This window comes from Clavibacter californiensis (assembly GCF_021952865.1).
In the GTDB taxonomy this organism is placed as follows: Bacteria; Actinomycetota; Actinomycetes; order Actinomycetales; family Microbacteriaceae; genus Clavibacter; species Clavibacter californiensis.
This window is the reverse complement of record NZ_CP040792.1, coordinates 822,038-846,977: the sequence shown is the minus strand read 5'-3', so window position 1 is coordinate 846,977 and position 24,940 is coordinate 822,038. Positions and strand designations below refer to the sequence as shown.

Below are 24,940 nucleotides of genomic sequence, written 5' to 3'. Positions count from 1 at the left end.
TGCGATGACGGACGCCGTGATCCTCACCGGCACGGTCGGCGCAGGCAAGACCACGACGATGCACGCGCTCGGCACGCTCCTGGGCGCCCGCGGCCTGTCGCACGCGCTGGTCGACGCGGACGACGTGCGCCTCCTCCACCCGGCGCCGGCCGAGGATCCGTTCCAGCTGGAGCTGGCGCTCCGCAACCTCGGGGACCTCTCCCGCAACTACCGGGAGGCCGGGGCGCGCGTGGTGGTGGTCGCGGCCGTCGTCGAGGACGCGCTCGACCTGCCGCGCTGCGCCGCGGCGCTCGAGTCCCGCGACCCGTTGGTCGTCCGGCTGTCCGCAGATCCCGACGCCGTCCTCGCGCGCCTCGACGCCCGCCACGACGACGACGCCGCGGCCCTCGCCTGGCACCGCGCCCGCGCCCCCGAGCTCGCAGCGATCATCGACGCCGCGGGCCTCGGCGGCCTCGCGATCGACACCACGTCCCGCACCCCCGCCGAGGTCGCCGAGCTCATCGCGGACCGCGCCGGTTGGTGAGCGCGCCCTAGGGTCGAGGGGTGACCGACGACCTCCCCCTCGGCTTCACCGCGCCCCTGTGGGCCTGGGAGGCACGGCGCGCGCTCTGGACCTTCGTGAGCCTGCCCACCGACCTCAGCCCGATGCTCCACGAACTGGGCGAGGCGGGCCGCCGCGGCTGGGGATCCGTCCCCGTCCGCGTCCGCGTCGGCACCACGACCTGGCGCACCTCCGTGTTCCCGCAGGGCGACGGCACGTGGATCCTCCCGGTCAAGCGGGCGATCCGCGACGCCCACGGCCTCGCGGTCGGCGACGACGTGCACGTCGACCTCGAGCCGCTGCCGTGAGCGGGCTGCGCGACTAGCCTCCGGTCGGCGGCGTGCACAGCTGCAGGTCGTTGCCCTCGCTGTCCTGGAACGGGAGGATGCGGCCCCACTCGTGGTCGCTGATCTCGCCCGTGATCTCGGCGCCGCGCGCCTTGATCCGCTCGAGCTCGTCCTCGATGGAGCCGTCGGGCGTGGACGAGATGACCGCCCCGCCGCGCGACGAGCCGCCCGCCTCCTCGCGCGCGTCGAGCCCGATCATCAGGCCGTCCGCGTCGATCTCGCTCCAGTCCGCGTCCTCGCTCGTGATCGTGAGACCGAGCGTGTCGCGGTAGGACGCCATCGCTCGCGTCATGTCCTTGACGGGTAGCCGGACCGTCGCCACCGAATCGGCCATGGGGTCCCTCCTCGCATCGAGGCCGGTCGGTCGACCGGCGCTCCCTCCCGGTCCACTCCGACGCACGCGGCGTCGGCCTCGGCCCCGGCCCCGGCAGCGGATCCACGGCCAGCGGAGATGGTTGACAACAATCCACCATCGGCATATGGTTGCTTGCAGTCAACTACCCGGAGGATCATGTCCCAGCACCACCCGGCCACCGCGCAATCCGCTAAAGCCCCTCGCCGCACCGTCTCGGCCGACGGATCCATGTCGAAGCGCCAGGTCCTGGAGTCCCTCTCGGGCCTCCTGCTCGGCATGTTCGTCTCGATCCTCGCCGGCACCGTCGTCTCGACCTCGCTGCCGATCATCATCAGCGACCTCAAGGGCGACCAGTCCGGCTACACCTGGGTCGTCACCGCGACCCTGCTCGCCACCACCGTGAGCACGCCGCTCTGGGGCAAGTTCGCCGACCTCTTCAACCGCAAGCTGCTCATCCAGCTCGCCCTCGGCACCTTCGTGCTGGGATCCGCGCTCGCCGGCTTCTCTCAGAACACCGAGACGCTCATCGTCTTCCGCGTGCTCCAGGGCCTCGGCGCCGGCGGACTCGCGGCGCTGAGCCAGATCATCATGGCCGACATCATCAGCCCGCGTGACCGCGGTCGCTACGCCGGTCTCTTCGGCGCCGTCATGGCCGTCGGCACCGTCGGCGGCCCGCTCCTCGGCGGCGTCGTGACCGACGCGTTCGGCTGGCGCTGGAACTTCTTCATCGCGCTGCCGATCGCGATCATCGCGATCATCCTGCTGCAGGTCACCCTCCACCTCCCCGCGCACCCGAAGCGCAAGGTGCACGTCGACTACCTCGGCGCGGTGTTCATCGCCAGCGGCGTCTCGCTCCTGCTCATCTGGGTGTCGCAGGCCGGCAAGCAGTTCGAGTGGGCGTCGATGACGTCGTACCTCATGGCCGGCGGCGCCATCGTGCTGCTGATCGCCGCGGTCGTCACCGAGCTCCGGGTCGCCGAGCCGATCATCCCGCTCACCATGTTCCGCAACCGCACCTTCACCCTGTCGGTGCTCGCGAGCCTCGCGGTCGGCATCTCCCTGTTCGGCACGTCGGTGTTCCTCGCGCAGTACATGCAGCTGTCCCGCGGCGCCACGCCCACCCAGTCGGGCCTGCTCACCATCCCGCTCATGGCGGGCCTGCTCATCTCCTCGACCGTGTTCGGCAACCTGATCAGCCGCCGCGGCAAGTGGAAGGCGATCATGATCTCGGGCGCCGTGCTCATCGTCGCCGGCACCTCGCTGCTGTCCACGCTCCGCTACGACACCGACTTCGTGCTCGTGGGCATCTACATGTTCGTGCTCGGCGCGGGCCTCGGCATGCTCATGCAGAATCTCGTCCTCGTCGTGCAGAACGCCATCGAGGTCAAGAACCTCGGCGTCGCCACGAGCGCCGTCACGTTCTTCCGCAGCCTCGGCGGCACCGTCGGCGTCTCGGTCCTCGGCTCGATCCTCGGCACGATCATCGCGTCGGAGATCACCGCGGGGATCACGAAGCTCGCCCCGGCCGACCAGGCCGCGGCCGCGCAGGCCCTCGGCTCCGGCGTCATCCCGCAGGTCTCGCAGCTCAGCCCGGCCGTCCGCGTCGTGGTCGAGAGCGCGTACGGCGTGGGCATCGGCGACGTCTTCCTCTACAGCGTGCCGCTCGCGATCGTGTCGCTCATCGCGGTGATCTTCCTGCCCAACGCGCAGCTCGGCAGCAAGAACGCCGTGCAGCTGAAGAGCGACAAGGCCGCGTCGCCCGACGCCCGCGAGGTGCACCGCACCGACGCCGAGGACGCCCTGATCGGCGCATCCGCCGGTGCCGTGGCGCTCACCCCCGCCGGCGAGGCGAACCCGACCGGGTCGATCCGGCTGCCCGAGGCCGAGGACGCCGGGGTCGACGCCCGCCGATGAGCGACGTCGACCGCTCCCCCGTGGGCGACGCAGCGGGGGACATCCCGGGCGTCGCCGAGGGGATCCCGGATGCGGTGGCCGCGGGCATCGCCGAGGTGGAGGAGCAGATGACCGCCCTCGCCGCGCGCATCCGGGCCACGACCCGGGAGGCCGCCGCGCGGATCCACCCGGAGCTCCCGCCCATCGGCTACAAGATGCTCCGCGTGATCCGCCGCTGCGGCGCGGCCCACGCGAGCGCCGTCGCCGACCAGCTCGGGGTCGACCGCAGCGTGGTCAGCCGGCAGCTCCGCCAGCTCCAGGAGCTGGGGCTCGTGGAGGTCGGCGCCGACGCGCAGGACGGCCGGGTTCGCGTGCTCGCGCTCACCCCGGCGGGCCGCGCGGGGATCGAGGTGGACGACGCCCAGGGCGGCAGCCGCCTGATCCGCGGCCTCGGCGAGTGGACGCGCGACGACCTCGACGCGTTCGCCGGGTACCTCGCGCGGCTGAACGCCGTCGCCGGTCCGGACATAGCGACCGGCCAGCCCTCCTGCGACGCAGACGCAGAAGCCGGTGTCGCGCCGGATGCGCCGCGCGCATCCGTGCACGCGGCCTGACACCGGGCCGGGCGGCTCAGAGGATCACGACGCGCCGTCGGATGGGGATGCGCTCCCCGACCGGCGGCGCGTCGTCGCGTCCGGCCGCGCTTCTGGGCGTTCCCCTACTCGGCCACTCCGCGAGCGAACCCATCCAGCGCCTGCATCCGCTGCCTCTCGTCCGAGTAGACACCCCATGAGAGAAGCAGGCAGTCGTCCCCGATCTGCGACGCGTGCGGTTCACGCAATGGAAGGACGACCATGACGACGAGGCCGCGTCTCGCTGCTGCCGTCGCGGCCACCCGCGAGGATTCGCTTTCAGGCGGTACGAGGCCGTGAGGTGCCGCTGGGAGAGCCAAGAACCACTCCGTGTAGCGATCGAGGTCAAGGAGGGCCGCGACGTCCCGATCCCACGGGGGAGCGATCACGTCACGGACGGACGCGACGTCTCCCGTATCCGCGGCGACCAAGGTCGCTTGCCTTCTAGCTCCTCCTCCCGCATGCCAGGTGATCGCCTCCAGCCAGTGACGTCGCACGTGCTCTCCGGCCTCGGGGATCGCATCGCCATCGAGTCGGGCAGTGGGCGTGGCGGGCCAGCGCGACGGCGGGATGCCGGTGTCCGCGAGGGCATGCAAGTCGCGGATATGCATGAGCTTCATCAAGCCGTCATCATTGATGAGGGTCGACGGTTTCGATGCATGCGCGGACGAGGACGCTTCTTCCTTCAGCACGACGCACTCCCCTCCAGGCGGGGAGTGCCTACCGTCGGGTCTCCAACGAAGGCGGCATGGGTACTCATCCGAACGCCGCGGTCGGGCCGGCCGAGTAGCAGACCGTTCCGTCATCACCCACGACGTGCGCGGTGAGCGGGACGACGGCGACACCTGGACCCACGAGCGTCGCAGCGGCCTGAGCAGACCAGGCGCCGGCGCTCGGTCCATCCCACGGGAATGTATGAGATGAGAACACCGACACGGCATTGACCCGCCAGGTCTTCTCCGCCACCGGGAACGGGACGTCGTATCCGGTATTGACGGCCAGCGTGTCGTTGGACAGCTTGGCCGCGGTCACGAAGGACGAGCCACAGTCGCCGGGAAGGGCGTTGTCAAGCACGACCTCGCTCTTGGCTTCCGCGGACACCGGCACGCTCGTCTGACGTCCATGCGCGTCGGTCACGATGCGATAGCCGTGCGCCTCGGCCACAGACGTGTCGTAGCCTCGGAAGGACATCGGAGCAGATGAGCTGGTGACGGCCGCAGCTGGGCCAGCGTCTTCGGTGGCGGCGTGGGCGGGGAGTGCGATGGACGTCGATGCGACGATTGCGCCCAGCGCCATCACGACGGCGGCGGTGCGCGGACGGGATTGCATGTGCATGTTGATCTCCTTTGATCAAGTTGCGGGAAGGCCGCCATCATCTGCCTCCACGCGCACATGATGGCGATCCATCCACAGGGGCCATGAGCGACCAGGACTCGACGTCCCGAGCAGGGCCCGGACCCAGAGGTCATGGGTGGGGCTTGTCGGCAGCCTCGGTGCGCCGGGGCTCGCCCCCTATCGCTGCGTGCAGGGCCTCGAGGGCCGGGAGCGCGCGGGCGATGGCGTGGCGCTCGTCGGGCGTGAGACGGCGGAGGGCGCCCACGAGCACGGCCTCGGCCGAGCGGTCGAAGGTGCGCAGCAGATCCCGCGCGTGATCCGTGAGGCCCACCTCGGTGCTGCGGCCGTCGCCCTTCGCGAGGCGCCGATCGACGAGGCCGTCGCGCTCCATCGCGAGGATGAGGTTGCTGACGGTGGAGCGCGCGAGCCCGAGCGCGCGACCGAGCAGGGTGGGCGTGGCCCAGCCGATCGCCTCCAGGCGGCGGAGCACTTCGACCTGCGCGTCCGGCAGGTCCGGCAGGTCCGCCGCGCTCCGCGACGCGTTCATGAGGCGGCGGCGGAAGGGTCCCACCTCCGAGCCCAGTCGCCGGGCGACGACCCGCAGCTCGGCGGCGGTCGGGTCGGAGGGCATGCACCGAGGATACCCAGCCAGATGCGCTTGTGACAAACGCATTCCGGTGTCAGGATGCGCGCATGACAACGATCACCACGAGCGTCGAGCACCCCGTGCCCGCTCAGGACCTCAGCCCCCTCGTCGGACACCGTCTCATCTACACGTACGCCAACGGCTGGCAGTACGAGATGTACGTGAAGAACGCCACGACCATCGACTACCGCATCCACTCGGGCATGGTCGGCGGCCGCTGGGTGAAGGACCAGACGGTCGACCTCGTCGCCCTCGCCGACGGCGTCTTCAAGGTCTCGTGGAACGAGCCCACGGGCACGAGCGTCGTCGTGAACATCATCCCGGCCGCGCGCGTGCTGCACGGCACGATCTTCTTCCCGCGCTGGGTGGAGGAGGACGGATCCAAGACCGTGCTCTTCCAGAACGACCACCTCGACCAGATGCGCGCGCACCGCGACGCCGGCCCCACGTACCCGATCTACGTCGTGCCGGAGTTCGCGCACATCACGCTCGACGAGTTCGTCGGCGCGGACGACGAGACCGTCGTCGACACGGCGCCCGGCGACCTCCCGGCCGGGTTCGCCGACCGGCGCAACTGATGGCCGCGACCCCGGCGCCGCGCGTCGCCCCGCTCGAGCTCGACCACGGCGGGCGCACCCTCCGCGGCTGGGAGCACGGCGCCGTGCGACCCGGCGCCCCCGCCGCGCTGCTCGTGCACGGGTTCAGCGACTCGGGCACGGGCGGCCACGGCCTGTGGGTGCAGGTCGCCCGCGCGCTGGCCGCGTCCGGCACGGCGGCCCGCGCCTACGACCGGCTCGGCCACGGCGTGAGCGACGGCGACTTCGCCGACGTGCGACTCCTCGACGAGGTCGGCCAGGTGACCGCGATGATCCGTGCCCTCGCGCGGGACGCGGGCGGACCCGTGCACGTGGTCGCCCACAGCCTCGGCGCCGTGGAGTCCGCGTTGGCCGCCGCGCGGGCGCCCGAGCTGGTGGCGAGCCTCACGCTGTGGTCTCCGGCCGGCGTGGTGGTGGACGACATCACCCTGCACGGACGCGTCATGCACCTGCCGCTCGCCGTGGCGCGCGAGCGGGGCCTCGTCGACCTCGGCGGCATGGGCCTCGGGATGGCGTTCGTGGACGAGGTGCTCGCGGGCGTCGACGTCTACGGTCCCGTCACCGCGTACGCCGGTCCGGTGGACGTGCTGCACGGCACGGCCGACCAGGTCGTGCCGGTCGCCTACGGCGCGCGCTACGGCGAGCTGATGCCGGGCGCGACCTTCACGGCGGTGGAGGGCGCAGATCACGGCTGGTCGTCGGTGGAGCTGCGCCGGATGCTGGTCGAGCGGCTGCTCGCGCACGTCGCGCGGGCGGCCGGCGGCGCGGCGGCGGCCTAGCCGGGCTGACGCGCGGAGGGGAGGATGGGGGCGTGCTCGCACCCCTCGTCCTCCCCGTCCCGCTCGCGGCACGCGTCCCCGGCGTGCAGCTGCGCCGCGCGGACCCCGCCGACCTCGCGCCGCTCATGGAGCTGCTCGCCGACGACGCGGTGAGCGCCTCGCGCGGCGACCGCGCGGATCCCGCCGACGCGGACCTCTACCGCGACGCCCTCGCGCGCATCGTCGCCGATCCCGCGAACGACCTGCTCGTCGCGACGGACGCGGGCGGCGCGGTCGTCGGCACGCTGCAGCTCACGGTGATCCCTGGCATGGCCCGGCGCGGCAGCTCCCGCCTCCAGGTCGAGGCGGTGCGCGTGCGGAGCGACCTGCGCTCGTCCGGCATCGGCGGCGCGATGATGCGCTGGGTCGCCGACATCGCCGCGCCCGCCCTCGGCGCCGCGCTCGTGCAGCTCACCTCCGACGCGGCCCGCGTCGACGCCCACCGCTTCTACGAGCGCCTCGGGTACGCGCGCTCGCACGTGGGGTTCAAGCTGCGGATCCCGCCACCCGCGTAGCCGCTCAGTCCTCGACGCGCACACGGAAGTGCCGTGCGAAGACCGGGCCGAGCGCCATCAGCTGGGTCGAGTCGAGGACGGCGCCGCGGAGTCCGTCGGGGGTGTCGAGGTCCATGATCTCGGCGCCGCGGAGATCGAGGTGCGTGAGCGACGAGTCGGCGAGGTCGAGCGTGCCGATGGTGGTGCGGGCGAAGGCGATGCGCATGCCGGCGGTGCCGCGGAGGTCCAGCTCCTCGATGGCGCAGTCGGTGATGAGCAGGTCGGTGATCTTCGAGCCGCGCAGGTTCACGAAGCCGAGGCGGCAGTCGGTGATGTGCACCGAGGAGAGCGTCGCGTCGTAGAGCTCGGCGGATCCGACGCGCGAGCCCTCGAGGCGCACGTCGCGCATCCGGATCCGGGGCGCCTTCAGCACGGGCGCGTCGAGGCGGGAGGCGAGCACGTCCACGAGGCTGGCGGCGGTGAGGTCGGCCTCGTGCAGGCGGATCCGCTCGAGCGCGCACTCCTCGAAGCCGATGTCGACGAGGTCGGCGTCCGAGAGGTCGGCGTCGGCGAACCTCAGGCGCTCGAAGGACGCGTGCGCGTCGAGGTCGGACGGGTCGCCGTCGCCCAGGCCCTCGAGCCGGGGGTCGCTGATCCGGGGCGGGAGGATGCGGGTGGATGCGGCCATGCGGGCCTCCGGGTGGTGGGGCGGATCCGTGCGCTGCACGGGCGGCGACCGCCGTCGGCGGGCCGCGCTCCACCGTACGGGAGACCCCCGCGGACGCCGGTCGCGAAGGGCTGGCCGCGCACCTGCGGCGGGGCGGCCCGTACCGGCCGGCCGACCTCGGCCGGCCGGCGGCGACGCCGGTGCGGCTCAGATCAGGGACGCCCGGCCGCGCCCAGCGCCACCAGCTCGTCGTAGAACTCGTCGCCCATGAGCCGCGCCCCCGTGGCGTCGTAGTGCAGGTGGGCGTCCTGGCCGTGCCCGCGCACGCCGTCCACGAACACGGCCTCCGGGTTCTGCACCGCCACCCACTCGTGCGCCGCCTGGATGGTCCGGCGGTACACCGCGTCGGGATGGGGGCCGACGACGCCGTCCGTGCGATCGCCGCGCACCCACTCCGGCACCATGCCGCCGATGAGGAAGGGCGCGTGGCCGTAGCGGTCGCCGATCCCGTCCACCAGCTCCAGCAGGCGGCTGCGGTAGCGCCCCTCGACCGCCGCGCGCTCCGTCGCGTTCGCGGCGTCACGCAGCACGCCCGAGTCGGTCTCGCCCTGGATCCAGATCACGGCGACGAGCCGGTTGTCCTCGTCCGCGAGGGCGCGGTCGATCTGGGTGCGCGCGTTGTCGTAGAGGTTCACGAGGCCGGCCTCGGCGGATCCCGCGTCCGGGCTCGGATCCCACGTGTACTTCTCCCCCTTCACCTTGGTGAGCGAGGTGGATCCCTTCGCCGCGGGGACGAGGAGGACGCGGCGACCGGGCGCGACGCCCTCGAGCAGCCGCCGCCCGAGCTCCATGCCCGGGCCGACGAGGGGTCCGCCGGCGGGGTCCTTCCAGGTGTCCACGTGCAGCAGGCTGTGCGACGCCGGGATGACCGTGCCGATGAGCGGGCCGTTGCCGACCAGCTGGTCGAGCCCCGGGCGCCCGGCGTCGGCCACGGGATCGAAGTGCAGCCCGGCGCCCTGGGCGTTGGACTGGCCGAGGATGGCCACCACGTCGGAGCCCTTGCCGTCGGACGCGCCCGCGGTGCTCCAGGTGACGGCGCCGGAGGGGCCGGCGGTGGACCGTGCCAGGGAGCGGATGCCCGGGGCGGACGCCGTGACCGTGAGGGTCAGGCGCGTGCCCAGCGCGTCGCGTCCGATCGTGTAGGTGGGAGCGGTGCGGGACGGGTCCCACACGCCGTCCACGTACCAGCGGTACGCGTAGGCCGTGGGAGCGGGGGTCCAGGTGCCCGTGACCGCCCGGACGGTGGCGCCCACGTGGAGCTCGCCGGCGATCGTGGGCGCCGATGACACGAGGAACGTGGGCGCCGCGGGTGCCGGGGTGGGGGCCACGGTGGGCTGCGGGACCGGGGCGGCCGTGGGGGCCGTCGTCGGCGTGGGCTGCGGCGCCGGCGGGACGGCGGACCCGTTCACGACGGCGGTGGCGGCGCTCGTCTTCGCGACCGTGGCGTAGCCGGTCTTCGTCGCGGTGACGGTGACGGTGATCCGCGTGCCCGCGTCGGCGGACGTGAGCTTCAGCGTGGCGACCGTCGCCCCGGGGATGAGCAGGCCGTTCCGCCACCAGGCGTAGGAGTACGTGCCGACGGGGGTCCAGCTGCCCGGCCGCGCGGTGAGCGTCGCGCCCACGGCCGCGGTCCCCGAGATGGTCGGCGTGGCGGGGCGGAAGGCCGCGGGCGCGACCGCGGCGGTGGCGGCGCTGGTGCGCGAGGTGGGCTCGTAGCCGGCCTTGGTCATCGTCACCCGCACCGTGATGGGGCGCCCGGCCTCGGCGGCGGTGAGGACCAGCCTCGCGCTCGTGGCCTTCGCGACCGGCTGGCCCGCGGCGAACCACTGGTAGGCGACGGCGCCGAGGGGCTTCCAGGTGCCGGGTATCGCCGTCAGCGTCTGGCCCACGGTCGCCGTCCCGGTCACGGTCGGCGTCGGCGCGACGGTGAAGGCGGCGGCGGCCCGTGGCGCGAGCGCGGAGGATGCGGATCCACCGGCCGGGGCAGGGGTCGCCGCGGAGGCCGGATCCCCGAAGACAGGGGGCACGGCGAGGGACAGGACCAGGGCGGCGGCGAGCGCCGAGCCCGTCAGCAGCAGCCGGCGCGGACGCGCGGACAGCACGGGACCGGATCCGGGCGTGGGAGTAGGGGGACGTCGAGCGGGGATGAGCACATGCGCTCCTCGGGAGGGCCGCATCGGGTATGCGGCGACCCATGTTTACCGTAGTGAGGAAAACAGTGTCGCCCCCCCCCCCGAACGGCCGGTCCGGGGGTCATTGCCGGGCAGGAGCCCGAACTGGGTACACGACACCACCTGCGAGATGCCTGTAAGCATGGCCGACGGTCGCACCCGAAGCGACCCCCGGATCCAGGAGCACCATGACAACCGCACGCCGACGCGCCCTCGTCGGCCTCCTCTCCCTCGCCCTCGTGGCCTCCGCACAGGCGGGCATGGCCACCAGCGCCGTCGCCGCCGACGCGCCCGCCGCCTCCACCACCGCCGTCGGCACCGCCGCCGTCACCTTCACCACCGCGCCCCAGCCGTCCATCACGGGCACCGCGCAGGTCGGCTCCACCCTCTTCGCCGTCACCGGCACCTGGGCGCCGCAGCCCGACTCGTTCACCTTCAAGTGGTGGAGCAACGGGGTCGCCATCTCGGGCGCCACGGGATCCGCGTACACGCTCGTCGCGGCGGACCTGGGCAAGAAGATCACGCTGACCGTTACCGCGAACAAGGCCGGCTACACGTCTCTCGCCAAGTCGAGCGCCGCGACTGCGACGGTCGCGGCCGCGCCCTCACCCGTCGCCTTCACCACTGTGCCGACGCCGACGATCACCGGGACCCCGAAGGTCGGCACGCCGCTCACCGCGGCCACCGGCACGTGGGCGCCTGTGCCCACGACCTTCGCCTACCGCTGGTTCGTGGCGAACGTCGCCGTCACCGGTGCGACCGCCTCGACCTACACGCCCGTCGCCGCCGACGTCGGCAAGCGCATCACGGTCACCGTCACCGGCAGCCGTTCGGGCTACACGACCGCGGCGAAGACCAGCGCCGCGAGCGCTGCCGTCGTGGCCGCGCCCGTCACCACGCCGTCGACGTTCACGACCGTGCCGACGCCCACCATCAGCGGGACGGCCCAGGTGGGCTCGACCCTGACGGCCGCGCCCGGCACCTGGGCACCCGTGCCGACGACGTTCTCGTACCGCTGGTTCGTGGCGAACGTGGCCGTCTCCGGCGCGACCGCGTCGACCTACGCGCCCGTCGCCGCGGACCTCGGCAAGCGGATCACCGTCACCGTCACGGGTTCCCGCTCGGGCTACACGTCGGCCTCGAAGACGAGCGCGGCCTCGGCCGCGGTCGTCGCGGCGCCCGTCACGAGCCCGTCGACCTTCACGACCGTGCCGACGCCCACCATCGTCGGCACCGCCCAGGTCGGCGCCACCCTGACCGCGGCGCCGGGGACCTGGGCACCCGTGCCGACGACGTTCACGTACCGCTGGTTCGCCTCGAACGTGGCCATCAGCGGCGCGACCGCCTCCACGTACGTCCCCGTCGCGGCGGACGTCGGCAAGCGCATCACCGTCACCGTGACGGGCACGCTCTCGGGCTACACGTCGGCGTCGAAGACGAGCGCCGGCTCGGCCGCGGTCATCGCCGCGCCGGCCGCCAAGGCCTTCACGGTCGCGTCTGCGCCGACCGTCACCGGCTCCGCATCGGTCGGCGGCGTCCTCACCGCGGCGACCGGATCCTGGACCCCGACCCCGGCCTTCACGTACCAGTGGACCGTGGGCACCACCGCGATCACCGGCGCCACCGGCTCGACCTACACGGTGGGCACCGCCGACCTCGGCAAGACGATCACGGTGACGATCACCGCGAAGCTGGCGGGCTACGTCACGACGAGCAAGACGAGCGTCGCGACCGCCGCGGTCGGCAAGCCGGCGATCGCGTCGACGCAGCCGGTCATCGTCGGTGATGCGAAGGTCGGCTACACGCTGCGCATCGTGCCCGGCCTCTGGACGCCGAAGCCGACCTTCACGTACGTCTGGTACGCGAACGATGTGAAGATCCCCGGGGCGACCGCGAATGAGTACGTGGTCACGGCTGCTGAGGTCGGCAAGCGCATCACAGCGACCGCCGTCGGCACCGCGTCCGGCTTCTCCACGACCGCTCGCACGAGCGCGAGGACCGCGGCGGTCGTCGCGGAGAACGTGCAGCTCCCGCAGCAGCCGTGGAACGCCACGGTGACGGGCAGCGTCTACCTCGGCTCGGTCAGCCCGGAGAACCTCATCACCGATGGCTACATCGAGGTGACCGACCCCGACTACGGCTGGGACAAGGCGGGCACGCAGTTCACCGGTGGCTCGTTCAGCATCACCGACCTGCGGCCGGGCGAGTACTCGCTGCGGGCCTATGTGGAGGTCGCCGGTGAGTACATCGAGCAGTACCTCGGTCCGACACGGGATTACCGCGCGGCTCAGACGTTCGCCGTCCAGGCCGACGGCACGGTCCGCATCGACATGGTCGTGAAGCGCGCGGCCACGGTCAGCGGCACGGTCACCGCCGCCGATGGCTCTCCGGTGGAGAACGCCCTCGTCACCGTGACGGGCGCGACCGAGGAAGACTGGTACGGCGGAAGCGCCTACACGGACTACTTCGGGCGCTTCACCGTGCGAGACATCCAGCCCGGTGCGTACAAGGTGCAGTACTCGGCTCCGTCGCCCAATCCCTCGGGCCTGACCGGTGAGTGGTACGGCGACGCTGACGATGAGGGCTCCGCGACGGTCGTGACGGTCGCGAACTGGAGCCAGACGGTGCTCGGGATCAACACCGTGCTCGATGCCGGTGCCCGGGTCACCGGTTGGATCTACGACTCCAGCTACGCCTCGGTCGCGAACGCGACCGTCTACCTCGTGCCGACCTCGTCCGCTGTCGAGGGATCCACGCCGTACAGCGCGCGCAACGTGCAGACGGACGCCTCGGGCAACTTCGAGATGACGGGGATCGTCCCGGGCGACTACTACGCGTACGTGTCTGCGACCCGCTACTCCGCCCCCGCGCTCGCCTCGCAGTGGGTCGGCGGTACCGGGACCCTCGCCACCGCATCGGTCTACCGCGCGACGCGCGGCACGCAGATGTCGAGCGTGTACGCGCAGCTCGCGATCAGCCCCTCCGTCACCACGACGGTCACCGGCCTCGCCGCCGCGGGCTGGGACAGCGACTACACCATCGTGAACCTGTACCAGGGCGGGGTCGTCAAGTACTCCGAGTACTCCTGGTACGGCGCCGCCGCCTTCATCAAGGACATCGCACCGGGCACCTACCAGGTCGCCGTGACATATCACCGCGGGACCGAGAAGAAGGCCTACTGGTGGAACGGCGGGACGTACGCCGACAAGTCCGAGATCGTCGTGCGCGCCGGGGACTCCATCTCCATCGTCGCGAAGGCGGTCACGCGGGTCGCTCCGGCGGGGGCGCAGCTCGTCCGCTGATCCCCGCCCCGCCCCGCATCGTCCACGGCGCCGCGACCTCCTCGGAGGTGGCGGCGCCGTCGTCGTGGTCGCCGCCGCCGCCACCGCATCCGCTCCGACCCCTTGACGGGTTTTCCCCAGCCGCAGGATCATGGCGCATGGCCGCTGTCGAGCACTTCGAGATCCCCGCCGACGACATGGCGCGCGCGAGCGCGTTCTACTACGCCGTCTTCGGCTTCCGCTACGAGCCGTGGGGGGAGGACGCGGGCATGATCCTCACCGGCTCGGACGACGGGATCAACGGCGACCTCCACCGGCGCGCGGACGTGCCGCACCCCACCATCGTGATCACCGTGGACTCCATCGAGGAGACGGTCGCCGAGGTCGAGGCGCACGGCGGATCCGCGATGGGCGGGATCCAGATGCTCAACGAGACCGACCGCTGGGCCTACGTGCGCGACAGCGAGGGCAACGCGATCGGCCTGTTCGACCACGGGCCGGCCGGCCAGGTCGCCACGCCGACTGCGGACGCCACCCCCGCCGGCTGACGGCGGTCCGACCGGTGGAGGGCGGTCCGGCCAGCGGGGACGCGCCCCCCCTACGCGTTGTCGTCCCCCGTGTCGATCGCCGTCTGCCGCGACGGATCCGCGAACGGCAGCCCCTCCGCGCCCGACACGTCGTCCATGTCCTCGCCGAACTGGCGCGTGTGCACCCGGTGCGCGATGCGCTCGTCGTCCATGCGCTGCGACAGCGCCGCGTAGGTGGTCTCGAGGTGCGGCACGCGGCGGATCACGTCCATCACGAGCCGGAACCGGTCGAGGTCGTTGAGCATCAGCATGTCGAACGGCGTGGTCGTGCCGCCCTGCTCCACGAAGCCGCGCACGTGCATGTTCTCGTGGTTGTGCCGCTTGTACGTGAGGCGGTGGATGAGCGACGGGTAGCCGTGGAACGCGAACACGACGGGCTTGTCACGCGTGAACAGCGCGTCGAAGGATCCGTCGTCCAGGCCGTGCGGGTGCTGCGTCGAGTCCTGCAGCCGCATCAGGTCGACCACGTTGACGAAGCGCACGCGCAGCTGCGGGATCTCCCGCTTGAGGATCTGCACCGCCGCCATCGCCTCCACCGTCGGGATGTCGCCCGCGCACGCGACCACCACGTCGGGCTCGAGCCCCGGCACCTCGGTGCCCGCCCACTCCCACACGCCCACGCCGCGTGCGCCGTGCGCCCGGGCCTCCTCGAGCGACAGCAGGCTCGCGGTCGGCTGCTTGCCGGCGATCACGACGTTGATCAGGTCCGTGCCGCGGAGGCAGTGGTCCATCGTCACGAGCAGCGAGTTCGCGTCGAACGGCAGGTAGACGCGCACGATCTCGGCCCGCTTGTTCACGACGTGGTCGAGGAAGCCGGGGTCCTGGTGCGAGAACCCGTTGTGATCCTGCCGCCACACGTGTGACGACAGCAGATACGTGAACGACGCGACCGGCCGCCGCCACTCCACCTTCGAGCTCGACTCGAGCCACTTCGCGTACTGGTTGAACATCGAGTCGACGACGTGGATGAAGGCCTCGTACGAGGTGAAGAGCCCGTGCCGGCCGGTGAGCAGGTACGCCTCGAGCAGTCCCTGCGTGATGTTCTCGTTGAGGATCTCGATGACCCGGCCCTCGTGCGCCAGGTGCTCGTCCACCGGCAGCACCTCGCCCTGCCACGCCTTCGCGGTGACCTCGTACACGTCGTCGAGCCGGTTGCTGGCGGTCTCGTCGGGGCCGAAGATCCGGAAGTCGAGCGGGTTGCGGGCGATCACGTCGCGCAGCCAGCCGCCGAGCACGCGGGTCGGCTCGGCGATGACGCCGCGGCCGTCGCTCAGGTCGATCGCGTTCACCTCGAGCGGCGGCAGCCGGAGGTCGCGCCGGAGCAGGCCGCCGTTCGCGTGCGGGTTCGCGCTCATGCGCCGGTCGCCCTCGGGCCGGTTCGGCTGGAGCGCGGGCGTCAGGCGTCCGTCGCGGTCGAAGAGCTCGTGCGGGCGGTAGCTCTCGAGCCACTCCTGCAGCTGGCGCAGGTGGTCCGGGTCGTCGCGCACGCCGGAGAGCGGCACCTGGTGCGCGCGCCACGTGCCCTCGACCTGCTTGCCGTCGACCTCGCGCGGTCCCGTCCAGCCCTTGGGCGTGCGGAGGATCAGCATCGGCCAGGCCGGCCGCTCCTCGCTGCCGCCCGTGCGGGCCGCGAGCTGGATCCGGCTGATGTCGTCGAGCGCCTCGCCCAGCGCCAGCGCGAACCGCTCGTGCACAGCCGCGTGGTCCTCGCCGTCGAAGCCGCCCGAGACGATCCGCGGGGAGTAGCCGTGACCGGTGAAGAGCGCGAGCAGCTCCTCCTCGGGGATGCGCGCGAGCACCGTCGGGTTCGCGATCTTCCAGCCGTTGAGATTGAGGATCGGCAGCACGGCGCCGTCCGACTCCGGGTCGAGGAACTTGTTCAGGTGCCAGCTGGAGGCGAGCGTCGCGGTCTCCGCCTCGCCGTCGCCGATCACGCAGGAGACCACGAGGTCGGGGTTGTCGAGCGCCGCACCGTAGGCGTGCACGAGCGAGTAGCCGAGCTCGCCGCCCTCGTTGATGGATCCGGGCGTCTCCGGCGCCGCGTGCGACGGCACGCCGCCGGGGAACGAGAACTGGCGGAACAGGTGCCGCAGCCCGTCGCGGTCGGGCGTCGCCGCCGAGAACAGCTCCGAGTACGTGCCGTCGAGGTAGGCGTTCGCGACCATGCCGGGGCCGCCGTGGCCGGGGCCGGCGATGTAGATCATGTCGAGGTCGCGCTCGATGATCGCCCGGTTGAGGTGCGCGTAGACGAAGTTCAGCAGCGGGGTCGTGCCCCAGTGCCCGAGGAGTCGCGGCTTGATGTCGTCGCGCGTGAGCGGGCGCTCCAGCAGCGGGTCGTCGAGCAGGTAGATCTGGCCGACGGAGAGGTAGTTGGCGGCGCGCCACCAGCCGTCGACGACGTCGAGGTACAGGGGCGCGGCGGGGTCTCGGGGTGCGGTGTCGGAGGCCATGCATCAGCCTACGGCGGCGGGTGGCGGGTGTCCCGGGGTCGCACGATCCGGTCAGCGGGCTCGCAGGGGGCGGGCTCGTCGGACGGGTCGAGCGAGTGCCCGGCGGTCATCGCACCCGGCCCCGCGCGGATCCGCCCCGGTAGGGTGTGCCCAGCAATGGGGATCCGACCAGCCCGCGACCCGGCGGGCGCGACGTCCGTCGCCGCCTCGGAGGATGCCGGATGGAGCACGGGTGAGCATCAGGAGCGGCGGCGAGCGGCTCGGGCTCCGCGAGGTCGCGGAGCGCGCGGGGGTCTCGCACATGACGGTGTCGCGCGTGCTCAACGGGCACCCGCAGGTGAAGGAGTCGACCCGGCAGCGCGTGCTCGAGGTCGTGGCGGAGCTCGACTTCCGGCCGAACAGCGCGGCCCGGCAGCTCGTCACGCAGCAGGCGCTGCGCATCGGCGTGCTCATCGAGAGCGCCGTGGAGTTCGGGCCGTCGAGCATCCTGCGGGCCATCGAGCGGTCGGCGCGCGACGGCGGCTACTCGGTCGCGTCGTTCGCCCTGCGCGACGACGAGGACGCGACGCCCGAGGAGGCCGTGCGCCACCTGACCAGCCAGGGCATCGACGCGCTGTGCGTGGTCGCGCCGCGCTCGTCGTCCGTCGCCGTGCTCCGCACCATCACGACCGGGCTGCCGACGCTCGTGGTGAAGGCCGAGAAGGATCCGGCGTTCCTCACGGTCTCGGTCGACCAGTCCGCGGGCACGCGCCTCGCGGTCGACCACCTCGCGAGCCTCGGCCACCGCGACGTGCTGCACGTCTCGGGCCCGCTCGACTGGCTCGACGCGCGCGCCCGCGAGCGCGCCTTCCACGCGCGCACCCGGGCGTGGGGCATGCGCGAGCGGCCCATCGTGATCGGCGACTGGTCGAGCGACTTCGGCTACGACTTCGCGAAGAGGCTCACCGCGGTGCCGGAGTACACGGCGGTCTTCGTGGCGAACGACGAGATGGCGCTCGGCGTGATCCACGGGCTGCACGACCGCGGGATCCGCGTGCCGGAGGACCTCAGCGTCGTCGGCTTCGACGACCTGCCCGTCTCGCGCCACTTCCTCCCGCCGCTCACGACCGTCCGGCAGGACTTCCCGGCGCTCGGATCGCTCGTGGTCGACGTGCTCATCGCCGCGATCGAGGGGCGCGAGATCCCGCAGGCGACGCGGATCCCGGCCGAGCTCATCGTGCGCGACTCCAGCGCCGCCGCCCGCCACGTGGACTGAATCCGACACCAGGGGGTTCCGGCGCCCCCGCCCCTCGCCGGGGCCGATCCCGGCCGCTACAGTCGAGCCAGCCGGCACCACCCGGCGCGCGGCCACGACGGCCCGGAGACCGAGGAGCAGCAGGTGCGTCACGCATGGGGATCGCCCACGAGCCGCCCGACCGGCACGACGGCCCCGACCGTGCCCGCGCCCGCGCCCGGCCGCTCCGCGCGGGGCTCGTCCCCGACCGGTCCCACCGTGCGCATGCGCGGCATCACCGTCGCGTTCCCGAACGGCGTCGCGCTCGACGGCGTCGACCTCGACCTCCACCCCGGCGAGGTGCACGCGCTGCTCGGCGAGAACGGCGCAGGCAAGTCCACGCTCATCAAGGCGCTGCTCGGCGTGCATCGGATCCGGTCGGGTGAGATCCTCGTCGACGGCGAGCCCGTGCGGCTCGGCGGGCCGGCGGACGCGCGCGCCCTCGGGATCCAGGCCGCGTTCCAGGAGTCGCACCTCGTCGAGAACCTCAGCGTCGGCGAGAACGTGATGCTCGGCCACGAGGCGCACGGCCGCCTCGGCATCTCCTGGCGCGCCACCCACGCGCGTGCGGCCGCGATGCTCGCCGAGCTCGGCCTCGCGGACCTGGATCCGCGCGACCGCCTCTCCGACCTCTCCCCCGCCAGCCGCCAGCTCGTCTCCATCGCCCGCGCCATGGTCGACCGGCCGCGCGTGCTGGTGCTCGACGAGCCCACCTCCAGCCTCGACGCCGACGACGTGGCGCGCCTGTTCCAGGTGATCCGCCGCCTCCGTGACCAGGGCGTCGCGATCCTGTTCGTCTCCCACTTCCTCGAGCAGGTGCTGGCCCTCAGCGACCGGATGACCGTGCTCCGCGGCGGCGTGAAGGTGAGCGACCACCTGCCGCACGAGATCGACCGGGCCGAGCTGATCGCGCGCATGATCGGCTCGGACGTGGCGCACCTCACGCGCATCGGCTCGCAGCGGCGGGCGCACCGCGTGGATCCCGTCGGGCCCCCGCTGTACCGCGCCGCGGGCGTCAGCCGGCGCGGGATGCTGCGGCCGGTGGACCTCGAGCTGCACCCGGGCGAGGTGGTGGGCATCGCGGGCCTCCGCGGATCCGGCCGCACCGAGCTCGCGCGCCTGCTCGCGGGCGCCGACCGGGCCGACGGCGGCGTGGTGACGCTCGGCGGGCGCGACATCGTGATCGACCGGCCGGCCGACGCGCTGCGGAACCGCGTGGCCCTCTCCGCCGAGGACCGCGGCGCCGAGGGACTCATCGGCGAGCTGAGCGTGCGCGAGAACATCGTGCTCGCGCTGCAGGCGCTGCGCGGCTGGGCGCATCCGCTCTCCAAGGCCGAGCGCGAGGACCTCGTCGAGCGGCACATCGAGCACTTCGGCATCACGCCGGCGGATCCCGCGACGCCCGCCGGCCAGCTCTCCGGCGGCAACCAGCAGAAGGTGCTGCTCGCGCGCTGGCTCGCGATCCGGCCGCGCGTGCTGATCCTCGACGAGCCGACCCGCGGCGTCGACATCCGCGCGAAGGTCGACATCCAGGCGCACATCGCGCAGCTCGCGCTCGAGGGCGTCGCCGTGGTGTTCATCTCGAGCGCGTTCGATGAGCTCGTGCGCGTGAGCGACCGGATCGTCGTGCTCAAGGACCGGGAGAAGATCGGCGAGCTGGCCAACGGGCCGGGCGTGACGGTCGACACGCTCGTCGAGCTGATCGCGGCGCCCGCCGACGAGGACGACGAGGCGGACTTCCCGCTGCCGACGTTGCGCCCCTGAGGTGTCCTCGGTGAGACAGGCCTTGTGCGGCAAGGACTGTTACCGGTAACATCCCGAGCACGCGGCAGCACCCCGCGCAACCGCAGCACGGCCGGTCCCCGAGGACCGGAACGGGACGCAGTAGTCCCGACATCTCAAGGAGGAGATACATGTTCACGAAGAGGCGCATCGCCACAATCGCCGCAGCCGGGGCCATCGCCCTCGGACTCGCGGCCTGCTCGAGCAACTCGGGCACCGGAGACACCGCGGGCGGCGCGGCCGACAGCGGCGGCGAGACCACCACCGTCGGGTTCGTCGCCGTCGGCCCCGAGGGCGCCTGGCGCCAGGCCAACGAGAAGAACATCCAGGACACCTTCACGAAGGAGGCCGGGTTCGACCTCAAGTACGCGCCGGCCACCAACAACGACCAGAAGTCGCAGATCGACGCGTTCACGTCGTTCGTCGACGAGGGCGTCGACGTGATCCTGCTCTCGGCCACCGAGGGCTCCGGCTGGGAGGACTCGCTCGAGCGCGCCAAGGAGGCCGAGATCCCCGTGGTCCTCATCGACCGCGGCATCGAGCCGGACGACACCTCGCTCTACGCGACCCGCATCGCGCCCGACAACATCGCCGTGAGCGAGTCGGTCGCCGACTGGGCGAAGACCGCGCTGCCCGAGGGCGGCAAGTACTTCACGCTCGAGGGACCCGCGGGCGTCTCGGTCGTCAACGAGCGCAACGAGGGCTGGAACGACGTCATCGGCGCCGACACCGCCTTCACGAAGATCGGCGCGCAGACCGCCAACTGGTCGACCGAGGAGGCCAAGAGCGTCTTCGAGACCGTGCTCAAGTCGAACAACAACGACGTGCAGATGGTCTTCGCGCAGAACGACGAGATGGGCCTCGGCGCCGTCCAGGCCGTCCAGGAGGCGGGCCTCACGCCCGGCAAGGACGTGAAGATCGCGACCATCGACGGCACCAAGAGCGCGCTGCAGGCCCTGGCCGACGGCCAGCTCAGCTTCGTCGCCGAGTACAACCCGCTGTTCGGCGACACCGCCCTCACGGCCGTCAAGTCGCTGCTCGCCGGCGAGAGCGTCGAGTCCTCGATCGTCGTCCCGTCGGACACGTTCGACTCGCCCGAGAAGGCCGCCTCCGCGCTGCCCGACCGGAAGTTCTAACCCGCCCGCACGGAACACACGGCGGCGGGGCGGATCACCCGCCCCGCCGCCCCCGCCCGTCGAGAGCCCCGCTGCCGCGCGCAGCCGGCGCCCGGCAGACAAGGAGCACGCGCCATGCAGGCACCCATCCCCATCGTCGAGATGCGGGGCATCACCATCTCCTTCCCGGGCGTCAAGGCGCTCGACGGGGTCGACCTCCGCCTCTTCCCCGGCGAGGTCCACACGCTCATGGGCGAGAACGGCGCCGGCAAGTCGACGTTGATCAAGGCGCTCACGGGCGTCTACGGGATCGACTCCGGCACGGTCGTCGTCGACGGCACCGAGCGCCGCCTCTCCGGCACCGCCGACGCGCAGGCCGCGGGCATCTCCACGGTCTACCAGGAGGTCAACCTCTGCGGGAACCTCACCATCGGCGAGAACGTCATGCTCGGCCACGAGCGCCGCGGCCGGTTCGGCATCGACTGGAAGGGCACGCACGCGGCCGCCTCCGAGGTGCTGGCCCGCGTGGGGCTCGGCCACCTGGATCCGCGCACCCCCCTCTCCTCGCTCAGCCTCGCGCTGCAGCAGCTCGTCGCGATCAGCCGCGCCACCGTCATCGACGCGAAGGTGCTCATCCTCGACGAGCCCACCTCCAGCCTCGACGCCGATGAGGTCGAGGGCCTCTTCCGCGTGATGCGCCGCCTCCGCGACGAGGGCGTCGCCATCCTCTTCGTCTCCCACTTCCTCGACCAGGTCTTCGCGATCAGCGACCGCCTCACCGTGCTCCGCAACGGCAAGCGCGTCGGCGAGCACCTCACCCGCGACATCGACCGGGCCGGCCTCATCGCCCAGATGATCGGCAAGGACCTGCAGGCTCTCCGCTCCCTCGACCGCGAGCGCGCCAGCCGTCGGGTCGCCGACGGCGAGCCCGTCTACCGCGCCACCGGCCTCGGCCGGAAGGGGTCGCTCGACGCGACCGACATCGAGCTGCGCCGCGGCGAGGTCGTGGGCCTCGCCGGCCTCCTCGGCTCCGGCCGCACCGAGCTCGCGCGCCTCCTCTACGGCGTCGACCGGCCCGACTCGGGATCCGTCACCATGGACGGCGCATCCGTCGCCATCACCTCCCCCGCCAAGGCGCTGAAGCGCCGCATCGCGTTCTCCAGCGAGAACCGCCGCGACGAGGGCATCATCCGCGACCTCAGCGTGCGGGAGAACCTGGTGCTCGCCGTGCAGGCGAAGCGCGGCTGGGCCCGGCCGCTGTCGGCCAAGGAGAAGGACCGCATCGTCTCCAAGTACCTGACCGAGCTCAACGTGCGCCCGGCCGACCCCGACCGCCCCATCCGGAACCTGTCGGGCGGCAACCAGCAGAAGGTGCTGCTCGGGCGGTGGCTCGCGACCGAGCCGGAGCTGCTCATCCTCGACGAGCCGACCCGCGGGATCGACGTGGGCGCGAAGGCCGAGATCCAGGAGCAGGTCGCGGCCCTCGCCGACACGGGCGTCGCCGTCGTCTTCATCTCCTCGGAGCTCGAGGAGGTGGTGCGCCTCAGCGACCGCATCGTCGTGCTCAAGGACCACCGCAAGATCGCCGAGCTCGAGGCCGGGCCGGACGTGACGGCCGAGTCCATCGTGACCACCATCGCCGAGGAGGGGATGTCCGTCGTCGACCTCGACGCCGTGCCGGACCCCGCCCGCGACCCCGCATCCGCATCCGCATCCGCATCCGCCGAGGAGGCCCGCCGATGAGCGGCACCAAGACCGCGACCGCCCGCCCGTTCGCCGACCTGCTGCACCGGCCCTGGTTCTGGGGTTCGGTGGCGATCATCCTGCTGCTGGCCGTGAACGTCGCCAAGGACCCCGGCTACCTCGCCCTGTCGGTGAACCCGGACACGGGCAACCTCGTCGGCAACCTCGTCGACATCCTCCGCGCCGCGGCGCCTGTCCTCATGATCGCCGTGGGCATGTGCCTCGTCATCGCGACCGGCGGCATCGACCTCAGCGTCGGCTCGATCATGGTGGTCGCCGGCGCCGTGTCGATGGAGTTCCTGAAGGCCGCCGGATCCGACTCGCTCGGCGTCGCCCTCGGCGCGATGGGCCTCGCGCTCCTCATCGCCGGGATCCTCGGGGCCGTGAACGGCATGCTCGTCTCCGTCGTGGGGCTGCAGCCGTTCATCAGCACCCTCGTGATCATGCTCGCCGGCCGCGGGCTCGCGAAGGTCATCACGGCCGGGCAGAACACGGCCGCGTCCAACGAGCCGTTCCGCTGGGTCGCGAACGGCTACCTCGTGGGGCTGCCGGTGGTGTTCCTGCTGGCCGTGCTCATCACGATCGGCGTCGCCGTCCTCGTGCGGCGCAGCGCCCTCGGGCTCATGATCGAGGCGATCGGCATGGACCCGCAGGCCGCGCGCCTCGCCGGCCTCGACCGACGCGCGCTCCTGTTCACCGCGTACATCGCGAGCGGCCTGCTCGCGGGAGTCGCCGGGATCTTCGCCACCGCCAGCGTCATGACGGTCGACGTCTCCCGCACCGGCTACCAGCTGGAGCTCGACGCGATCCTCGCGGTGGTCATCGGCGGCACCTCGCTCGCCGGCGGCAAGTTCCACCTGCTCGGGGCCGCCGTCGGCGCGCTCCTCATCGCGACCCTCGACAAGACGGTCGTGTTCCTCGGCGTCTCGTCCTCGGCCACGCCCGCCTTCAAGGCGATCGTGATCGTCGCGATCGTGCTCCTGCAGTCCCGGCGCGTCCGCGCGCTGTTCACGAGGCGCCGCCCGACGGCGCCCACCCCCGTGCCGACCGAGAAGGAGGCCGTGCCCGCATGAGCGCCACGACGATCCAGCCGCCCCTGACCCCGACACCCGCACCGGGCAGGGGCACCGCATCCCGGCCGCCGCGCCGACGGATGCGCCTCCGCCTCGACTCGCTGCCGACGGTCGCCGCCCTGGTGATCCTGCTCGCGATGCTGGCCTACGGCGAGATCGCGTACGGCCGCATCCTGCAGGCCGCGACGCTGTCGAACCTCCTCATCAACAACGCGCACGTCATCGTGCTCGCGGTGGGCCTCACCTTCGTGATCCTCACGGGCGGCATCGACCTATCCGTCGGCGCGATCGTCGCCGTCAGCAGCGTCGCGGGCGTCCTGCTCGCGAACGCCGGCTGGAACCCCTGGGTCGTGATGGTGCTGATGATCCTCATCGGCACGGCCTCCGGCGTGGTCTCGGGCGTGCTGATCCAGTTCTTCGACGTGCAGCCGTTCATCGCGACGCTCGCGATGATGTTCCTCGGCCGCGGGCTCGCCTCCATCCTCAGCACCGTGCCCGAGCGCCTCGACGACGCGTCGCCGATCCGGTCGCTCGCCACGAACATGAAGGTCATCGACGGCCCGAAGGTGAACGACTTCGTCACGACACCCGGCGTGCTCATCGCGCTCGTCGTAGTGGCCGTCGCGTTCTTCGTCCTGCACCGCACGCGCCTCGGCCGCACCGTGTACGCGACGGGCGGATCCGAGCAGTCGGCCGCGCTCATGGGCCTGCCCGTGCGACGTACCAAGCTCGCCGTCTACGTGATCAGCGGCACGCTCGCCGGTCTCGCCTCCGTCATCTACACGGCCCGCCTCGGCAGCGCGCAGAACATCACCGGCATCGGCTGGGAGCTCGACGCGATCGCCGCGACCGTGATCGGCGGCACCCTCCTCACCGGCGGTGTCGGCTTCGTGCTCGGCTCGGTCGTCGGCGCCCTCGTGCTGGGCCTCATGAACGTGCTCATCACGCGTGACGGCGGCATCCCGCCCGAGGCGACCACCATCATCACCGGCGGGATCCTCCTGGTCTTCGTGCTGCTGCAGCGCGCGGTGATGGCGAGGCGGCGGCGGACCTAGCCGCCGAGGCGGCGGACGCGGGACCA

22 protein-coding genes are annotated in these 24,940 nt (G+C 72.3%); 15 read left to right on the top strand and 7 right to left on the bottom strand.

Annotated features, from left to right (window positions below):
* Nucleotides 1-4 precede the first annotated feature (4 nt).
* The gene (locus tag FGD68_RS04285; protein ID WP_119372719.1) at nucleotides 5-523 is read left to right on the top strand and encodes a zeta toxin family protein; all 519 of its coding nucleotides are present in this window, start codon (nucleotides 5-7) and stop codon (nucleotides 521-523) included.
* A 20-nt stretch (nucleotides 524-543) separates the two neighbouring features.
* Nucleotides 544-849, top strand: a complete 306-nt coding sequence (locus FGD68_RS04280) for a DUF1905 domain-containing protein (protein WP_119372718.1) — start codon at nucleotides 544-546, stop codon at nucleotides 847-849.
* A gap of 13 nt (nucleotides 850-862) precedes the next feature.
* Here FGD68_RS04280 and FGD68_RS04275 read toward each other — a convergent pair whose 3' ends face one another.
* Complete coding sequence (locus tag FGD68_RS04275) at nucleotides 863-1,222, bottom strand: VOC family protein (protein WP_119372717.1); 360 nt, start codon at nucleotides 1,220-1,222, stop codon at nucleotides 863-865.
* Nucleotides 1,223-1,471: 249 nt separating this feature from the next.
* Here FGD68_RS04275 and FGD68_RS04270 point away from each other — a divergent pair, with 249 nt between their 5' ends.
* Both FGD68_RS04270 and FGD68_RS04265 read left to right on the top strand, forming a co-directional pair.
* On the top strand, nucleotides 1,472-3,157 hold the full coding sequence (locus FGD68_RS04270) for a DHA2 family efflux MFS transporter permease subunit (protein ID WP_119372716.1): 1,686 nt from the start codon (nucleotides 1,472-1,474) through the stop codon (nucleotides 3,155-3,157).
* The gene (locus tag FGD68_RS04265; protein ID WP_119372715.1) at nucleotides 3,154-3,750 is read left to right on the top strand and encodes a MarR family winged helix-turn-helix transcriptional regulator; all 597 of its coding nucleotides are present in this window, start codon (nucleotides 3,154-3,156) and stop codon (nucleotides 3,748-3,750) included. The genes FGD68_RS04270 and FGD68_RS04265 overlap by 4 nt, the downstream gene beginning before the upstream one ends.
* Before the next feature lie 104 nt (nucleotides 3,751-3,854).
* On the opposite strand, the gene FGD68_RS04260 is transcribed toward FGD68_RS04265, so the two are convergent.
* The 3 genes from FGD68_RS04260 to FGD68_RS04250 all read right to left on the bottom strand — a co-directional run bounded on the left by FGD68_RS04260 (nucleotide 3,855) and on the right by FGD68_RS04250 (nucleotide 5,734).
* Entirely contained in the window at nucleotides 3,855-4,460 is a 606-nt protein-coding gene (locus FGD68_RS04260; RefSeq protein ID WP_147361626.1) for a hypothetical protein, read from the bottom strand.
* A gap of 64 nt (nucleotides 4,461-4,524) precedes the next feature.
* On the bottom strand, nucleotides 4,525-5,103 hold the full coding sequence (locus FGD68_RS04255) for a hypothetical protein (RefSeq protein WP_104235882.1): 579 nt from the start codon (nucleotides 5,101-5,103) through the stop codon (nucleotides 4,525-4,527).
* A 130-nt stretch (nucleotides 5,104-5,233) separates the two neighbouring features.
* On the bottom strand, nucleotides 5,234-5,734 hold the full coding sequence (locus FGD68_RS04250) for a MarR family winged helix-turn-helix transcriptional regulator (RefSeq protein ID WP_104235881.1): 501 nt from the start codon (nucleotides 5,732-5,734) through the stop codon (nucleotides 5,234-5,236).
* A gap of 62 nt (nucleotides 5,735-5,796) precedes the next feature.
* On the opposite strand from FGD68_RS04250, the gene FGD68_RS04245 reads away from it, so the two are divergent.
* The 3 genes from FGD68_RS04245 to FGD68_RS04235 are packed head-to-tail and all read left to right on the top strand — an operon-like array spanning nucleotide 5,797 to nucleotide 7,678.
* Nucleotides 5,797-6,327, top strand: coding sequence for a phenolic acid decarboxylase (locus tag FGD68_RS04245; protein WP_104293511.1), 531 nt, complete (start codon nucleotides 5,797-5,799; stop codon nucleotides 6,325-6,327).
* Nucleotides 6,327-7,124 (top strand): alpha/beta hydrolase, encoded by a 798-nt coding sequence (locus FGD68_RS04240; protein ID WP_237609816.1) that lies wholly within the window; start codon nucleotides 6,327-6,329, stop codon nucleotides 7,122-7,124. The genes FGD68_RS04245 and FGD68_RS04240 overlap by 1 nt, the downstream gene beginning before the upstream one ends.
* 32 nt (nucleotides 7,125-7,156) lie before the next feature.
* Nucleotides 7,157-7,678 carry a GNAT family N-acetyltransferase gene (locus FGD68_RS04235; protein ID WP_237609815.1) on the top strand — a complete coding sequence of 174 codons (522 nt, stop codon included), beginning with the start codon at nucleotides 7,157-7,159 and terminating at the stop codon, nucleotides 7,676-7,678.
* Between the two features lie 4 nt (nucleotides 7,679-7,682).
* Here the strand turns inward: FGD68_RS04235 and FGD68_RS04230 are convergent, their stop codons facing one another.
* Nucleotides 7,683-8,345, bottom strand: coding sequence for a pentapeptide repeat-containing protein (locus FGD68_RS04230; RefSeq protein ID WP_119373885.1), 663 nt, complete (start codon nucleotides 8,343-8,345; stop codon nucleotides 7,683-7,685).
* A 191-nt stretch (nucleotides 8,346-8,536) separates the two neighbouring features.
* Nucleotides 8,537-10,486 (bottom strand): sialate O-acetylesterase, encoded by a 1,950-nt coding sequence (locus FGD68_RS04225; RefSeq protein WP_104235876.1) that lies wholly within the window; start codon nucleotides 10,484-10,486, stop codon nucleotides 8,537-8,539.
* A 257-nt stretch (nucleotides 10,487-10,743) separates the two neighbouring features.
* On the opposite strand from FGD68_RS04225, the gene FGD68_RS04220 reads away from it, so the two are divergent.
* Together FGD68_RS04220 and FGD68_RS04215 are read left to right on the top strand one after the other, a co-directional pair.
* A complete protein-coding gene (locus FGD68_RS04220) occupies nucleotides 10,744-13,857 on the top strand; it encodes a carboxypeptidase regulatory-like domain-containing protein (RefSeq protein ID WP_119372280.1) in 3,114 nt (1,037 codons plus the stop codon).
* A gap of 137 nt (nucleotides 13,858-13,994) precedes the next feature.
* Nucleotides 13,995-14,384, top strand: a complete 390-nt coding sequence (locus tag FGD68_RS04215; RefSeq protein ID WP_119372281.1) for a VOC family protein — start codon at nucleotides 13,995-13,997, stop codon at nucleotides 14,382-14,384.
* Nucleotides 14,385-14,434: 50 nt separating this feature from the next.
* Here the strand turns inward: FGD68_RS04215 and FGD68_RS04210 are convergent, their stop codons facing one another.
* On the bottom strand, nucleotides 14,435-16,873 hold the full coding sequence (locus FGD68_RS04210; protein WP_119372282.1) for a phosphoketolase family protein: 2,439 nt from the start codon (nucleotides 16,871-16,873) through the stop codon (nucleotides 14,435-14,437).
* Nucleotides 16,874-17,105: 232 nt separating this feature from the next.
* Here FGD68_RS04210 and FGD68_RS04205 point away from each other — a divergent pair, with 232 nt between their 5' ends.
* From FGD68_RS04205 to FGD68_RS04180, 6 genes are all read left to right on the top strand, one after another.
* Entirely contained in the window at nucleotides 17,106-18,128 is a 1,023-nt protein-coding gene (locus FGD68_RS04205; protein WP_104235872.1) for a LacI family DNA-binding transcriptional regulator, read from the top strand.
* Nucleotides 18,129-18,251: 123 nt separating this feature from the next.
* On the top strand, nucleotides 18,252-19,910 hold the full coding sequence (locus tag FGD68_RS04200; protein ID WP_119372283.1) for a sugar ABC transporter ATP-binding protein: 1,659 nt from the start codon (nucleotides 18,252-18,254) through the stop codon (nucleotides 19,908-19,910).
* Between the two features lie 149 nt (nucleotides 19,911-20,059).
* Nucleotides 20,060-21,064, top strand: coding sequence for an ABC transporter substrate-binding protein (locus FGD68_RS04195; RefSeq protein WP_104235870.1), 1,005 nt, complete (start codon nucleotides 20,060-20,062; stop codon nucleotides 21,062-21,064).
* Nucleotides 21,065-21,178: 114 nt separating this feature from the next.
* The gene (locus FGD68_RS04190; RefSeq protein WP_104235869.1) at nucleotides 21,179-22,786 is read left to right on the top strand and encodes a sugar ABC transporter ATP-binding protein; all 1,608 of its coding nucleotides are present in this window, start codon (nucleotides 21,179-21,181) and stop codon (nucleotides 22,784-22,786) included.
* Complete coding sequence (locus FGD68_RS04185) at nucleotides 22,783-23,859, top strand: ABC transporter permease (protein ID WP_104235868.1); 1,077 nt, start codon at nucleotides 22,783-22,785, stop codon at nucleotides 23,857-23,859. The genes FGD68_RS04190 and FGD68_RS04185 overlap by 4 nt, the downstream gene beginning before the upstream one ends.
* On the top strand, nucleotides 23,856-24,914 hold the full coding sequence (locus FGD68_RS04180; protein ID WP_104235867.1) for an ABC transporter permease: 1,059 nt from the start codon (nucleotides 23,856-23,858) through the stop codon (nucleotides 24,912-24,914). Before FGD68_RS04185 ends, FGD68_RS04180 begins: the two co-directional genes overlap by 4 nt.
* Nucleotides 24,915-24,940 lie beyond the last annotated feature (26 nt).

What these genes read in the sequence shown, in the direction of transcription:
- FGD68_RS04270 (WP_119372716.1), top strand. Translation starts at nt 1,472, where the DNA reads ATGTCGAAGCGCCAGGTCCTGGAGTCCCTCTCGGGCCTCCTGCTCGGC.
- FGD68_RS04285 (WP_119372719.1), top strand. Translation starts at nt 5, where the DNA reads ATGACGGACGCCGTGATCCTCACCGGCACGGTCGGCGCAGGCAAGACC.
- FGD68_RS04275 (WP_119372717.1), bottom strand. Translation starts at nt 1,222, where the DNA reads ATGGCCGATTCGGTGGCGACGGTCCGGCTACCCGTCAAGGACATGACG.
- FGD68_RS04245 (WP_104293511.1), top strand. Translation starts at nt 5,797, where the DNA reads ATGACAACGATCACCACGAGCGTCGAGCACCCCGTGCCCGCTCAGGAC.
- FGD68_RS04255 (WP_104235882.1), bottom strand. Translation starts at nt 5,103, where the DNA reads ATGCACATGCAATCCCGTCCGCGCACCGCCGCCGTCGTGATGGCGCTG.
- FGD68_RS04185 (WP_104235868.1), top strand. Translation starts at nt 22,783, where the DNA reads ATGAGCGGCACCAAGACCGCGACCGCCCGCCCGTTCGCCGACCTGCTG.
- FGD68_RS04250 (WP_104235881.1), bottom strand. Translation starts at nt 5,734, where the DNA reads ATGCCCTCCGACCCGACCGCCGCCGAGCTGCGGGTCGTCGCCCGGCGA.
- FGD68_RS04230 (WP_119373885.1), bottom strand. Translation starts at nt 8,345, where the DNA reads ATGGCCGCATCCACCCGCATCCTCCCGCCCCGGATCAGCGACCCCCGG.
- FGD68_RS04215 (WP_119372281.1), top strand. Translation starts at nt 13,995, where the DNA reads ATGGCCGCTGTCGAGCACTTCGAGATCCCCGCCGACGACATGGCGCGC.
- FGD68_RS04180 (WP_104235867.1), top strand. Translation starts at nt 23,856, where the DNA reads ATGAGCGCCACGACGATCCAGCCGCCCCTGACCCCGACACCCGCACCG.
- FGD68_RS04190 (WP_104235869.1), top strand. Translation starts at nt 21,179, where the DNA reads ATGCAGGCACCCATCCCCATCGTCGAGATGCGGGGCATCACCATCTCC.
- FGD68_RS04240 (WP_237609816.1), top strand. Translation starts at nt 6,327, where the DNA reads ATGGCCGCGACCCCGGCGCCGCGCGTCGCCCCGCTCGAGCTCGACCAC.
- FGD68_RS04265 (WP_119372715.1), top strand. Translation starts at nt 3,154, where the DNA reads ATGAGCGACGTCGACCGCTCCCCCGTGGGCGACGCAGCGGGGGACATC.
- FGD68_RS04210 (WP_119372282.1), bottom strand. Translation starts at nt 16,873, where the DNA reads ATGGCCTCCGACACCGCACCCCGAGACCCCGCCGCGCCCCTGTACCTC.
- FGD68_RS04195 (WP_104235870.1), top strand. Translation starts at nt 20,060, where the DNA reads ATGTTCACGAAGAGGCGCATCGCCACAATCGCCGCAGCCGGGGCCATC.
- FGD68_RS04220 (WP_119372280.1), top strand. Translation starts at nt 10,744, where the DNA reads ATGACAACCGCACGCCGACGCGCCCTCGTCGGCCTCCTCTCCCTCGCC.